This window comes from Rossellomorea vietnamensis (assembly GCF_001305855.1).
GTDB lineage: Bacteria > Bacillota > Bacilli > Bacillales > Bacillaceae_B > Rossellomorea > Rossellomorea vietnamensis_A.
Map to the genome: position 1 here is coordinate 192,411 of NZ_LIXZ01000006.1, position 13,923 is coordinate 206,333.

Below are 13,923 nucleotides of genomic sequence, written 5' to 3' on the forward strand. Positions count from 1 at the left end.
AATCAAACGTAATATTTGTCAAACGGGAAGGATTTAGCTAACATGATAGGAGATAATGAAGGAGTGAGGCTTCTTATGGATAAAAATAAAACGATGAATCAATTACAAAATGAAGTGGACCAATACATAAGTCAATTCAAAGAGGGTTATTTCAGTCCATTGGCGATGGTGGCGCGTCTTACCGAGGAGCTTGGTGAATTAGCGAGAGAAGTGAATCATTACCATGGTGAAAAACCTAAGAAACATACAGAAAAAGAAAACACCATCGAGGAAGAACTGGGAGATCTGTTGTTTGTGGTCATCTGTTTGGCCAACTCCCTGGATATCAGTCTTGAAGAAGCCCATAATACGGTAATGCATAAGTTTAATACAAGAGATAAAGATCGATGGACCAGAATTGAAAGTGGGGATGAAGATGGAGCAAATTAACATCACGATTGCAGGACCAAGAGGAAGAATGGGGAAGGAAGCTGTTCAATTGGTGAATGACACCGAACATTTTAACCTTATTAGCGTAATCGATCACAAGAAGGAAGCGGATCTGGATGTGCCGGTGTATACAGATATAGAAGCATGCTTTCAACATGAGGCGCCACATGTGTTGATTGACTTGACGACACCTGAAGTCGGGTATCATCATACTAAAACGGCCCTGGAATATGGAGTCAGACCGGTTGTTGGGACAACGGGTTTTTCTGCAGATGAACTGGAAGAATTGAGGGAACTGGCAGAATCCAAGTCGCTTGGATGCATCATTGCTCCCAATTTCGCGATTGGGGCTGTGCTTATGATGAAATTCTCTCAGATGGCAGCAAAATATTTCGATGATGTGGAAATCATTGAACTGCATCATGATCGAAAATTGGATGCGCCATCGGGTACGGCTGTGAAAACAGCGGAAATGATTCGGGAAGTAAGACAATCGAAGGAGCAGGGACATCCTGATGAAAAGGAAACACATAGCGGTGCCAGGGGAGCGAATGTAGATGGGATGCATATTCACAGCGTCCGACTTCCTGGCCTAATCGCCCATCAGCAGGTGATGTTAGGAGCGGAAGGACAAACATTGACGATACGTCATGATTCCTTTAACAGAGGAAGCTTCATGTCGGGAGTGAAGGTGTCTGTAGACACTGTCATGAAACTGGACACATTAGTGTATGGACTTGAAAATATATTAGACTAAAGGGTGAGTGTTATGAATATTGCGCTGATTGCTCATGATAAGAAAAAAGATGATCTTATTCGTTTTGTGCTTGCATACAAATCAATCATAGAGAAACACTCCCTCTTTGCCACGGGTACAACGGGAAAAAGAATCGGGGAAGAAACGGGTTTATCCGTCCATCGATTCCGGTCGGGTCCTTTGGGAGGGGATCAGGAAATCGGTTCCTACATCGCTAATAATAAAATGGACCTTATCCTCTTCTTCCGGGATCCCCTGACCGCACAGCCCCATGAACCGGATGTATCCGCTTTGATCAGGCTTTGTGATGTGTACGCCGTACCGCTCGCGACCAATATGGGTACTGCTGAAGTACTGGTAAGGGGTCTTGACAGAGGGGACATCGCGTGGCGGAGTGTAGTGAAAGAGAAGGAGGAATAATGTGGATCAACAAATAGACATACTTGCGTTCGGGGCACATGCAGACGATGTGGAGATCGGTATGGGAGGGACCCTGGCGAAATATGCTGCTGCGGGAAAGAATATTGTCATCTGCGATATGACAGAGGCAGAGCTGTCTTCCAATGGGACGGTTTCCTTGCGAAAAGAGGAAGCGCTGATGGCAGCAGATATATTAGGGGCATATAAGAGAGTGACCCTCGATATACCTGATCGGGGAATATACATAACGGACGAACACATTGAGAAAGTCGTCAACTTGATTAGAACGTATAAACCGAAAGCAATATTTGCGCCATTTGACCAAGATCGCCATCCTGATCATGGAAATGCTTCCCGACTGGTGAAAGAGGCATTTTTCTCTGCGGGAATCCGGAAGTTTCATTCCGAAACCCCGGTCCATAAAGCGGATCACCTCTATTTCTATATGATCAACGGGTTTCATAAACCTCAATTTGTCGTGGATATCGAGCCGTATATGCAAGCAAAGATTGCCAGCCTTCAAGCATACGGAAGCCAATTCTCTAAAGGATCCGGCGGGGTGTCGACACCTTTAACAGACGGATACATCGAAGCCGTCGAAGCAAGGGAGAGAATGATGGGGAAAGAAGCCGGACTCCGCTATGCAGAAGGATTCTTTTCCTATAACACCCTTATCTTGCATAATGATTTGTTAGGAGATTAAGTGTATGAAGAAGTTGAAGATAGGAATTACCTGCTATCCGACGGTTGGAGGATCAGGGGTAGTAGCGACGGAGCTCGGGAAATTACTGGCTGAGAAGGGCCATGAAATACATTTTATTACTTCGAGCATCCCGTTCAGATTGAACAAGATGTATCACAATATTTATTTTCATCAAGTGGAAGTGAGTCAATATTCAGTGTTTCAATATCCTCCTTATGATCTCGCGCTGGCGAATAAGATGGCGGAAATCACTGACCGGGAAAACCTGGATATCCTCCACGTTCATTACGCGATCCCCCATGCTGTCTGTGCCATATTGGGGAAACAAATGTCCGGAAAAGACGTAAAGATCGTCACCACATTACACGGCACGGATATTACGGTTCTTGGGTACGATCCATCTCTGACAGGGGCCATCCGCTTCGGCATTGAAAAGTCGGATGTCGTGACCGCGGTTTCTTCTGCTTTAGTAAAACAAACCCATGATTTGATCCAGCCTGATAAAGAGATTCAAACAGTTTATAATTTCATTGATGAGAGGGTATACCGGGAAGTGGATTCCAGCCATCTGAGAAGCGAATATGGAATTAAGGATCATGAAAAAGTCATCATCCATGTATCAAACTTCCGTGGTGTGAAAAGGGTGACCGATGTAGTCGCTTCCTTCCATCTCATCCAGAAGGAAATTCCATCCAAGCTTCTCCTAGTAGGGGACGGACCTGAAATGACACTCATATGCAAGCAGGTAAAGGAGCTTGGATTAGAAGACCGGGTTTTATTCCTTGGGAAACAGGATAATCTGGAAGAACTTTATTCGATCAGCGATATCAAACTATTACTTTCAGAAAAAGAGAGCTTCGGCTTAGTCGCACTCGAGGCGATGGCTTGTGGTGTTCCAAGCATCGGAACGAATGTTGGCGGTATCCCTGAAGTGATCGAGGATGGATACAACGGCTTTATTTGTGAAATCGGAAACGTCAAACAAGTTGCCGGAAAGGCATTGCAATTGCTGAAGGACGAGGAGCTCCATATGGAACTATCGAAGAATGCCCTCCATACGGCACGGACGAAATTTCACTCGAGCAAAATAGTCGAACAGTATGAACGAATCTATAAGAATCTTTTGTGAACAGCCAGGGATCTGTGAAGACGATTCAAGAAAAGCAGGTGTTAAGAATGTTACCGACCATATTCCAACAAGCTGTTCCCGTATTAAAAAAGCTTGAAAAGGCAGGGTTCGAAGCCTATTTCGTTGGAGGATCTGTCCGGGATCACTTACTTGGCAGAACGATCAATGACGTAGATATCGCCACTTCTGCCTATCCGGAAGAGGTAAAAGTGGTATTCCATAGAACAATTGATATCGGTATTGAACATGGAACGGTCCTCGTTTTGGAAGGGGGCAGAGAATATGAAATCACCACGTTCAGAACCGAGTCTGCCTATACGGATTATAGAAGACCTGATAAGGTGGAATTTATCCGTTCACTAGACGGGGACTTGAAGCGCCGGGATTTCACCATGAACAGCATGGCCATGAACGGGGATGGCTTGATCATTGATCCTTATCATGGTAAAGAAGATATACATAATCGGTTGATACGGACCGTAGGCTCACCGGAAATGAGGTTTACTGAAGATGCCTTGCGCATGATGAGGGCAGTCCGGTTTGTCAGTCAGCTCGGCTTCAGTCTCGAACCCTCTACATTAACAAGCCTTAGGGAGCACTCGCGGCTGCTCGAGCATATAGCAGTCGAACGAAAAACAATGGAATTCGAGAAAATACTGGCTGGCCAATGGAAACAGGAAGGGCTGAACCTCCTTGTGGACACCAATTTGTATAAGGAGCTTCCTTTTCTAAGTGGATACGGCGCAGAGCTCAAAGCGTTGGCAGACCTCCCTGGTTTGGACATATTAAATAACGATCAAGCCTGGCTTCTCTTATTGACATATATAGGGGAGGCAGATGTGCAGGGCTTTCTGAAAGGGTGGAGACTTCCTGTCAAAATGATCAGGAGCCGATCCAAAGAGCTTGAAATTTTAAAGGAACGTAAATCTGGATGGACAAAGACTTTGCTATATCATGCCGGGCTAGAAGCTGCACTTAATGTCGAGAAGGTATACGGCTGCCTGGAACCGTCATCAGCCGTTTCGGTGGAAAGAGTAATGGAGCAATATCGGAAGCTCGCAATCTCGTCCAGGCAGGAACTCGATGTAACAGGTACGGACTTAATGGCATGGTCCGGCCAAAAGGGTGGTCCATGGGTGAAAGAACGATTGCTTGAAATTGAATCAGCTATCATTAATGAAAGTATCCCAAATGATAAAGAAGAGATAAGGAGGTGGCTCGCAACATGCAATCGACTATAAGAAAAAAAGTCCTTCAAGCGTTATTCGAATCGGATCAGGAATTTTTATCAGGACAAGCCCTTGCTGATATTGCGGGTTGTTCCCGAACTGCGATCTGGAAGCATATCGAAGAGCTTCGTAAAGAAGGTTTTGTATTGGAAGCGGTAAGAAAAAAAGGATACCGGATCATTGAGACTCCTGACAGTGTCACAGAAAGTAAAATACGTTTAGGCCTGCAAACCAATACGTTAGGATCCGTGATCCATTATGAAGAATCTGTTCCAAGCACCCAGCGGATCGCTCATACCCTTGCAAGTGATGGAGCGGAAGAAGGTACGTTGGTCATTGCTGACGAACAGACTGCCGGAAGGGGCAGATTGATGAGGGAGTGGCATTCTTCAAAAGGTACGGGTATTTGGATGAGCTTAATCTTAAAGCCGCATCTGCCGCCTCAAAAGGCCCCTCAATTTACACTCATTGCAGCCGTGGCCGTGGTTCAGGCGATCGAGGAGGTTACAGGCCTCCATCCAGAGATTAAATGGCCAAACGATATACTCATTGATGGGAAAAAGGTGACGGGCATCCTGACGGAACTTCAGGCTGAATCGGATAAAATCAATTCCATCATCATCGGGATCGGGATGAATGTCAACCAGACGAAAGACCACTTCCCCGATGAGATTCAGAAGATTGCAACGTCGCTAGCCATCGAGGAAGGAAGTTCATTATCAAGATCTGTCATTGTCCAAAGATTACTTGAACGGATCGAGGCGTTGTATTCACTCTACATGAAAGAAGGATTCACACCGATCAAGCTTTTATGGGAAAGCTATGCCATCAGTATCGGGAAGAAGATCCGGGCAAGGACCATCAATGGAACCATTGAAGGCAGGGCACTCGGAATCACGGATGAAGGAGTTCTGAAGATCGAAGACTCAGGAGGGACGATCCATCAGATCTACTCTGCCGATATTGAAGTAAATGTATGAACGAGTAGCGGGATGGAAATCTGTGTAGCCATCCCGTTCTTTTATGGTATAATCCAATTGGGCAGTATCCTAGGAACTGCACCTCGAAAGAACGTACATTCAATTTTCAATACTATTTCTGCCTTGATCCATTGTGGACTGGGACAGAGGGTCGAAACAATGATATAAAACACTTATGATCCTTCTGTCATTTTTTTCAGGAGGTTTTTTTGTTTTCAATATGAAAGTGCTTTCATTTCGTTTCGTCACCTCTGACTGAAAAGAAGGAGGATCACATGAAACAAACAACAGATTTTCTTAAGATGAAGAATGAAAAAGAAAAGATTGCCATGGTTACAGCTTATGACTATCCAAGTGCGAAAGTAGCAGAGGAAGCGGGAATCGATGTCATTTTGGTAGGGGACAGCCTGGGGATGGTCGTGTTAGGATATGACTCCACGGTACCTGTGACGGTATTCGATATGATTCATCATACGAAGGCCGTAAAAAGAGGGGCGCCGAACACGTTTATCGTGACGGATATGCCGTTTATGTCGTATCACTTATCAAGGGAAGAAACCCTTAAAACAGCTGCGGACATCCTTCAACAGGGAGGGGCCCATGCCGTAAAGGTCGAGGGAGGTGCCCACGTCATCGATCGAATAAGGGACCTTACAGGTGCGGGAATTCCCGTGGTGGCCCATTTGGGATTGACTCCTCAATCCGTCGGGATACTTGGAGGGTATAAAGTTCAGGGGAAGACAGCAGACACAGCAAAGAAATTGATCGAAGATAGTATCAAATGTGAAGAGGCAGGTGCCTTCGCCCTGGTACTGGAATGTGTACCTAAGCAAATCGCAAAGGAGATATCAGAGGCCTTAACGATTCCAACGATCGGGATCGGTGCCGGAGTCAACACCGACGGTCAGGTATTAGTATTCCATGACCTTGTGACTTATGGTGTGAACCGCGTGCCTAAGTTTGTCAAACCATATGGGAATGCATCCGACGTCATGCATGGCAGCCTAAAGAGTTATATTGGTGAAGTAAAGGATCAGAGCTTTCCGACAGATGAATTTTCCTTTACTATGCGGGATGAGGAACTTCATTCTCTCTATGGCGGGATGAAGAAATGAACGTTATAACAAAGATAAGTGATTTGAGACAGAGTATAGAATCTTTGAAGAAAAAAGGGAAAACGATCGGATTCGTTCCTACAATGGGATTTCTTCATGAGGGCCATTTGACCCTGGCGAAAGAAGCAAGAAACCACAATGAAATCGTCGTGATGAGTATTTTCGTAAACCCCCTGCAGTTCGGGCCGAATGAAGATTTTGACCGCTATCCCCGTGATGTGGAGAGAGATACGGAGTTAGCAAGGATGTCAGGGGTGGACATCCTTTTCATTCCTGAAGCGGCTGACATGTACAGGGGGAGTCAGTCAGTGACTATGAGGGTGAAAGAGCGTGTAGATGTACTGTGTGGCCGGAAGCGGGAAGGTCACTTTGATGGAGTCGTGACCGTCCTTGCGAAATTGTTTCATCTTGTGCAGCCTACCAGGGCCTACTTTGGCCAGAAGGATGCACAACAGGTTGCAGTGGTGGAAGGTATGGTGAGCGATTATTTCTTTCCTGTTGAAATCATCCGTGTCCCGACCGTCCGGGAAGAGGACGGACTGGCCAAGAGCTCGAGAAATGTCTATCTGTCTCAAGAGGAAAGACAAGTTGCCCCTATCCTTTATAGAAGTTTGAAAGAAGCGGCTAACCGTATTGAAGACGGAGAGAGAACTCCGTCTGTCATTACGGGGGAAATGTATAAAATCATTCAGGAAAACACTTCTGGTACCATTGATTACGTTGAAGTGTATTCATACCCGGAGCTTGAGGAAATGAAGCGGCTGGAAGGTGACATCATCATAGCTATAGCCGTGCAATTTCAACAGGCCAGATTAATAGATAATATAATCATCAGAGTACAACCGGAGGAGGATTACCATGTTTAGAACGATGATGAGTGGAAAAATTCATAGAGCGACTGTAACCGAAGCAAACCTTGACTATGTCGGGAGCATTACCATCGATCAGGATATTCTGGATGCTGTCGGAATGATGGCTAATGAAAAGGTGCAGATTGTCAACAACAATAACGGCGCACGCCTGGAAACCTATATCATACCGGGTGAAAGAGGGAGCGGCGTCATCTGTCTGAACGGTGCGGCTGCAAGACTCGTACAAAAAGGGGATATCGTCATCATCATATCGTATAAGCTGGTTGCTGAGGAAATGGTTCATGACCATCTCCCGAAAGTTGCGATCATGGGGGAAAATAACAGGGTGATCGATATGATCGGAACAGAACCGGAAGCGACAATACTATAAAAAATGGGCAAGTCTTCTAATTTAGGAATAGGAGACTTGCTTTTTTGTTTATGGTACACTTATTTAGAAAATCATAAGAGTAGGATCTATATAAAGGCAGTGAATAACATGTACCCATTTAAACTGGTTGTCATCGACTTGGAAACAACAGGAAATTCCCCGAAAAAGGGAGAAAAAATCATTCAACTATCAGCGGTTATAATAGAGGGCGGTAAAATCATCGATCAATTTACGTCCTTTGTATCTCCCGGAAAACCAATTCCTGCTTTTATAGAGGAGTTAACGGGGATCAACGATGATATGGTGAAGGACGCTCCGTCCTTTCATGAAATTGCACCGAAAATCCTCGAATTATTGGATCATGGTATCTTTGTGGCCCACAACGTCCAATTTGATCTTTCATTTCTTCAGGCAGAACTGGAAGAAGCAGGGTATAACCCATTTAATGGACCTGCCTTTGATACAGTGGAACTTGCAAAGGTGGCTTTGCCGTCGGCGGACAGCTTTAAATTGACGGAGCTTTCCAATTCATTGAATTTGAGCCATGTCAGGCCCCATCAAGCGGACAGTGATGCGTATGTGACAGCTGAAATCCTTCTTTATTTTATCGAAGAACTTTCAAAGCTGCCGTTGGTCACCCTTGAAAAACTTCATAAACTCTCGAACCACTTGAAAAGTGATCTTGATTTGTTATTTGACAGCATCGTGACAAAGAAACAGAAACATGTAGAGGATCTCTCAGAAGAAGTAGAAGTATACCGGGGTCTAGCCCTTCGTAAGAGAAAGCAGCTTCTGACAACCGATGAAGAGATTGATCTTAATATATCCGATATAGAAGGACACCTGGCGCAACATGTTCCTTTCTACGAAAAAAGAGAGCAGCAAATGGAAATGATGAAAGAAATAGGACATGCATTTGATGAATCACAGCATGTGGTCATCGAAGCTGGTACCGGTGTTGGAAAGTCACTGGGTTATTTATGGCCGGCCGTTCTGTTTGCCAAACGTACTCGCGAAAAAGTGGTCATCAGTACATATACCATTCAATTACAAGAGCAACTGCTCCATAAAGAAATTAAATTACTGGAGAAAATCAGTCCAACCCCATTCAGGACGGTCCTCTTGAAGGGGAAGAATCATTACATCAATCTGTTTAAATTCGAGCAGTCCCTCAGGGAAGATGAGTCCCAGTACGATGTGGTCCTGACAAAGATGCAGATTCTTGTATGGCTGACAAGTACAGAGACCGGGGATATGGATGAATTGAACCTCACTTCCGGGGGGCAGTTGTTTTGGAATCGATTAAAACATGACGGCTGGCATCTCACCCATTCAAAAGATCCATGGATCGGAAAGGATTTCTATCTTGCTGCAAGAAAGAATGCCCAGGAAGCAGATATCATCATCACAAACCATTCGATGCTTTTAACCGATATGGTGAGGGAGAGCAGCATGCTTCCTCCCTACGATTATTTAGTGATCGACGAGGCCCATCATCTGGAAAAGTCAGCACGACAGCATCTGGGGGTAATCATGGATTATCTCTCCATTAAATTCAGTACATCACAATTAGGGATGCTGGATCACAAACAGCTGTTTTACCGGCTGGATCAACTTCTTTCGAATCACTCAGTGGAGTTGATTACCCATCCCTTTGAGTTGGATAAAATCATCGGTCAATTTTATATGGATCTGGAAGAAGCCTTTTCCGTATTGACAAGTGTATTCTATAAAAAGGCGAAAAAGAGACCGGGGATTCAGAAGATCCAGCTGCGCATTACCGATGACATGAAAAACAGCAGTTATTGGCAGCCTGTCATCATGTCAATGGAGCGTGTGATTTCAGGAATGAAGCATATTGAAAGGGAGTTTCAGCAGGTGCTGGATACCATCAAGGAAAAGAAAATCAAACTCCTTGATAAGGAAAAAGCACTCATTGAAGAATTCTATAGCTTCCTGGTGGATTTGACCGAAGTGAGAACAAACTTTCAAACCGTCTTTCTTAAAGACATGAACAACCATGTTCTCTGGCTTGATGGAGACACAAGGTCACTGCCGAACAGCCTGATTATCCAGGCTCAGCCAATCACAGTCGACGGGAATCTCCAGAGTGAGATTTTCGCCAAGAAGAAAAGTGTGGTGTTGACATCTGCCACGTTGACCGTCAGCGGATCATTTCATTATTTCCTGAATGAAATCGGACTTACAGATAATGTGAAAAAGTTGCAGTTAACTTCACCCTTCGACTATCATGAGGTCTCAAGGCTTTTCGTTCCGACGGATGTACCTGAAATTCAACAGGTTCAAAGCGAGGAGTATATAGAAGCCATCAGCTCCCATTTGATAGGGGTCGCCCAGGCGACAAAAGGTCGGATGCTCATATTATTCACGTCTTACGATATGCTGAGGAAAACATATGAGCTCATGAAAGAAAGTGGCTTATTGGAAGAATATGTGTTGATGGCGCAGGGCATCACATCAGGGAGCCGTACCCGGTTGACCAAGAACTTCCAACGCTTCGATAAGGCGATATTATTTGGGACGAGCAGTTTCTGGGAAGGGGTGGACATTCCGGGAGAGGACCTGTCCTGCCTTGCCATGGTGAGACTTCCGTTTTCCCCGCCGGATGAGCCGGTTAATCAGGCGAAATCGGATATCCTGAAAGCCCAGGGGAAGAACCCGTTTTCTTCACACTCTCTACCTGAAGCCATCATCCGTTTCAAGCAAGGGGTAGGAAGGTTGATCAGAAGAAGCAGCGATCGGGGAATCGTGATTGTGTATGATCGGAGAATCAAGACAACACGGTACGGTAAAGCATTCCTGCAATCGATTCCTTCAATGGAAGTCAAAGAAGGAGATTTATATGATCTGGTTTCCTGGATTGAAGATTGGCTCTGAATCCGTTTAAATTTCAGTGATAAAATCTCTCCATTAACACAATCTAAAGGGTAGATGTGAAACTGGAGGATTGTAAATGAGAGTGATTTTACTGGTTATGCTGTCTTTTCTCCTGATGATGTCAGATGCCTATGGAATGAAAGTCCCCAAGGTGGATTTAAACGTATCCCAAGAGGAGTATGCGATTAGTTTCCTCCCTGTTCAAAATGGGGAGGTCGCTGTCCTTCACCTGGCATCCGGAAATCATTATTTGATCAATACGGGATCATACAAGGACCGCAGGCAACTTTATTATTATTTCAATCAAATTCATATAGACGACATCAAGGGATTGATCATCACTGAGAAGAGTGAAGTTGATGGAAGAATGATTGCTGAACTGGTGAAAAAGTTCGGCATTGAAGAAATCGTGGCGGGGAAATCCCTCGAACCGTTTATGCCGAAAGAAGTCTCACAATTCATTCATACCATACAAGAGGACCAGACCTTTCCATTCTCTGATGAATTAACCATGAGGGCTGTGCACGAAGGAAATGAAAAGAGAGAAGGATTGGACTTTTCCATTACCTTTTTTCAGCATCGCTTTCTCTGGCTGAGTTCTCAATCCTCTCATGCTGAAGGAATATTACTCAGGAAACCACTGGAAAATGTCAACATCGTTAAACTGCCTGTCCATGCCAAAACAGAAGGCATGTCTCACAAGCTTCTTAAGCATGTTGACCCTCAAACAGCCATTCTTTATCGTTCCAAAGAAAGGCTCCTGAATAGTGAAATGCTTGAAGCCATCAACGAAGCTTGGATCGATCTTTACTTAACGGGTCAACACGGGCTGATAGCAGTGAAATTTAACAAGAGAAACTACGAGGTGCTCACGTTTGATCAGGAAGATGGAGTATTCAAGGAGGGAGGCTGACAGTTCAGCTTCCATGTGTGAATTCATTGGTGTTTTTATGATATTCCCCTACCAAGGTGGCCCCTTATGTTGTTATAATATGTGTAGAGTTTTTTACTCGAATTAGGGTAGTAGTTAAAAGGAGGAGCAACATGGAAAGTCGAATTGAAGTTCTTTCCACCGTTCGTATCGAATATACGGATAACTTATATAAAGTGGTTGATACGTTGAATAGAACGTTAAAAAAAGATGATTATATGTTTGGTTTAGCATTAGATCCGGAAGATCAGAATCAAGCAGTATTAACAATTTATCGTACATAAAGAGTGATTGTAATGAAAAAATGGATAACCATCATCGTACTATTGTTCATCGTCATTGGAATATCGGCCTCCGTCCTGTTGTATCAGGTTTCCCGGAATCCTCTCGATCATCAGAGAGACCTTGCCCTGAAGCGGGTAAAAGACGAGACAGCCATCGTGAAAGTGGAGGACACGAGCTTCTATAATGGTTCTAAATCCTATGTAGTGGTAACGGGTGAAAATGAACAGAGGGAAAAGCTGGTCGCATGGGTTCCCAATAAGAAAGGGAAAATTATTGATAAAAAATGGGCCAATGGCATTACAAAAGATCAAGCGATCAATAAACTAAATGATGAAAAGGAACCGAAAGAATTATTATCGGTCCGTTTAGGGTATGAATCTGTCGGTCCGGTATGGGAAATGACCTACTTAGATCAGCAAGACAATTTAAATTATTATTATCTGCTGTTTTCTTCAGGGGAATGGTGGAGAAAAATTGAAAATTTATGATCAGGGGGAACACGCCAAATGAAATTCACATTAGCTGATAGAGTCAGTGCACTAACTCCATCCACGACGTTAGCGATCACGGCTAAAGCGAAGGAAATGAAGTCAAAGGGAATCGATGTCATCGGTTTGGGTGCCGGAGAACCCGATTTTAATACACCCGAACACATCATCAAGGCAGCCTATGAATCCATGACGGAAGGGCATACGAAATATACTCCTTCCGGGGGGATGGCCAAACTGAAGGAAGCAATCATCCATAAGTTTGAAACCGATCAGCACCTGACATACAAACCATCTGAGATCATCGTGACAAGTGGTGCCAAGCATGCTCTATATACATTATTTCAAGTACTATTAAATGAAGGGGATGAAGTCATCATCCCTACCCCTTACTGGGTCAGCTATCCTGAACAGGTGAAGCTCGCCGGTGGAACTCCTGTTATTGTTGAAGGAAAAGAAGAGAATGAGTACAAAATCACTCCACAGCAGCTGGAAGAGTCAGTCACTTTGAAAACGAAGGCAGTCATTCTCAACACACCAAGCAACCCTACAGGTATGCTGTATTCCCGTGAAGAGCTTCGGGCTATCGGGGAAGTTTGCTTGGAAAAGGGTATCATGATCGTGTCGGATGAAATTTACGAGAAGCTGGTTTATGGTGGGAACACCCATACTTCCATCGCAGAATTGTCCCCGGAATTGAAAGACCAAACCATCGTGATCAATGGGGTCTCCAAATCCCATTCCATGACAGGTTGGAGAATCGGGTATGCGGCAGGAGACGAATCGGTCATCAAAGCTATGACCAATCTTGCAAGCCACTCAACCTCCAACCCTACTACGACCTCACAATACGGGACCGTTGCAGCGTATCTTGGAGATCAACAGCCTGTAGAGGATATGAGAGAGGCATTCGAAGGTCGCCTAAACATTGTGTTTGATAAATTAAACGCTATTCCAGGGTTCCATTGTTTGAAGCCCCAAGGTGCGTTCTATCTATTCCCGAATGTGTCGGAAGCTGCTGAGAAAACTGGCTACAACAACGTAGATGAGTTCACGAAAGCACTGCTGGAAGAGGCGAAGGTAGCCGTCATCCCGGGTTCAGGTTTCGGGTCAGACAACAATATCCGTCTTTCGTATGCCACAAGTCTTGATGCTCTTGAAGAAGCAATCGAGCGCATGCACAAATTCGTGGTCAATAAGAGCAAATAATACAGGGGACCCGCAGACCGTATGCCGGTCTGCTTTTTCCTTAAAATCATCTCGTTTTGCTCTATCTATTGCGACGGGATAATGGTAAATGTATAATAAATAACGATA

15 protein-coding genes are annotated in these 13,923 nt (G+C 44.5%); all 15 read left to right on the forward strand.

Annotated features, from left to right (window positions below):
- Window positions 1-15 precede the first annotated feature (15 nt).
- The 15 genes from AM506_RS10060 (at window position 16) to AM506_RS10125 (ending at window position 13,815) form a co-directional block, all read left to right on the forward strand.
- Window positions 16-429, forward strand: coding sequence for a nucleotide pyrophosphohydrolase (locus AM506_RS10060; RefSeq protein ID WP_060672356.1), 414 nt, complete (start codon window positions 16-18; stop codon window positions 427-429).
- The gene (gene dapB / locus AM506_RS10065; protein ID WP_060672357.1) at window positions 416-1,186 is read left to right on the forward strand and encodes a 4-hydroxy-tetrahydrodipicolinate reductase; all 771 of its coding nucleotides are present in this window, start codon (window positions 416-418) and stop codon (window positions 1,184-1,186) included. Before AM506_RS10060 ends, dapB begins: the two co-directional genes overlap by 14 nt.
- 12 nt (window positions 1,187-1,198) lie before the next feature.
- The gene (gene mgsA, locus AM506_RS10070) at window positions 1,199-1,606 is read left to right on the forward strand and encodes a methylglyoxal synthase (protein WP_060672358.1); all 408 of its coding nucleotides are present in this window, start codon (window positions 1,199-1,201) and stop codon (window positions 1,604-1,606) included.
- A 1-nt stretch (window position 1,607) separates the two neighbouring features.
- Complete coding sequence (gene bshB1 / locus AM506_RS10075) at window positions 1,608-2,309, forward strand: bacillithiol biosynthesis deacetylase BshB1 (protein WP_082386310.1); 702 nt, start codon at window positions 1,608-1,610, stop codon at window positions 2,307-2,309.
- Window positions 2,310-2,313: 4 nt separating this feature from the next.
- Window positions 2,314-3,438 (forward strand): N-acetyl-alpha-D-glucosaminyl L-malate synthase BshA, encoded by a 1,125-nt coding sequence (gene bshA, locus AM506_RS10080; RefSeq protein WP_060672359.1) that lies wholly within the window; start codon window positions 2,314-2,316, stop codon window positions 3,436-3,438.
- A 47-nt stretch (window positions 3,439-3,485) separates the two neighbouring features.
- Window positions 3,486-4,679, forward strand: a complete 1,194-nt coding sequence (locus AM506_RS10085) for a CCA tRNA nucleotidyltransferase (RefSeq protein ID WP_060672449.1) — start codon at window positions 3,486-3,488, stop codon at window positions 4,677-4,679.
- A complete protein-coding gene (locus tag AM506_RS10090; RefSeq protein ID WP_060672360.1) occupies window positions 4,664-5,647 on the forward strand; it encodes a biotin--[acetyl-CoA-carboxylase] ligase in 984 nt (327 codons plus the stop codon). Before AM506_RS10085 ends, AM506_RS10090 begins: the two co-directional genes overlap by 16 nt.
- 275 nt (window positions 5,648-5,922) lie before the next feature.
- Complete coding sequence (gene panB, locus AM506_RS10095) at window positions 5,923-6,762, forward strand: 3-methyl-2-oxobutanoate hydroxymethyltransferase (RefSeq protein WP_060672361.1); 840 nt, start codon at window positions 5,923-5,925, stop codon at window positions 6,760-6,762.
- A complete protein-coding gene (gene panC / locus AM506_RS10100; RefSeq protein WP_060672362.1) occupies window positions 6,759-7,628 on the forward strand; it encodes a pantoate--beta-alanine ligase in 870 nt (289 codons plus the stop codon). Before panB ends, panC begins: the two co-directional genes overlap by 4 nt.
- Window positions 7,621-8,004 carry an aspartate 1-decarboxylase gene (panD, locus tag AM506_RS10105; RefSeq protein ID WP_060672363.1) on the forward strand — a complete coding sequence of 128 codons (384 nt, stop codon included), beginning with the start codon at window positions 7,621-7,623 and terminating at the stop codon, window positions 8,002-8,004. The genes panC and panD overlap by 8 nt, the downstream gene beginning before the upstream one ends.
- 108 nt (window positions 8,005-8,112) lie before the next feature.
- On the forward strand, window positions 8,113-10,902 hold the full coding sequence (gene dinG / locus AM506_RS10110) for an ATP-dependent DNA helicase DinG (RefSeq protein ID WP_060672364.1): 2,790 nt from the start codon (window positions 8,113-8,115) through the stop codon (window positions 10,900-10,902).
- Window positions 10,903-10,978: 76 nt separating this feature from the next.
- Window positions 10,979-11,815 carry a hypothetical protein gene (locus AM506_RS10115; protein WP_060672365.1) on the forward strand — a complete coding sequence of 279 codons (837 nt, stop codon included), beginning with the start codon at window positions 10,979-10,981 and terminating at the stop codon, window positions 11,813-11,815.
- A gap of 131 nt (window positions 11,816-11,946) precedes the next feature.
- Complete coding sequence (locus AM506_RS22075) at window positions 11,947-12,117, forward strand: YpmA family protein (RefSeq protein ID WP_079533122.1); 171 nt, start codon at window positions 11,947-11,949, stop codon at window positions 12,115-12,117.
- 12 nt (window positions 12,118-12,129) lie between these two features.
- Window positions 12,130-12,606, forward strand: coding sequence for a cell wall elongation regulator TseB-like domain-containing protein (locus AM506_RS10120; protein ID WP_060672366.1), 477 nt, complete (start codon window positions 12,130-12,132; stop codon window positions 12,604-12,606).
- Window positions 12,607-12,624: 18 nt separating this feature from the next.
- Window positions 12,625-13,815, forward strand: coding sequence for a pyridoxal phosphate-dependent aminotransferase (locus tag AM506_RS10125; protein ID WP_060672367.1), 1,191 nt, complete (start codon window positions 12,625-12,627; stop codon window positions 13,813-13,815).
- Window positions 13,816-13,923 lie beyond the last annotated feature (108 nt).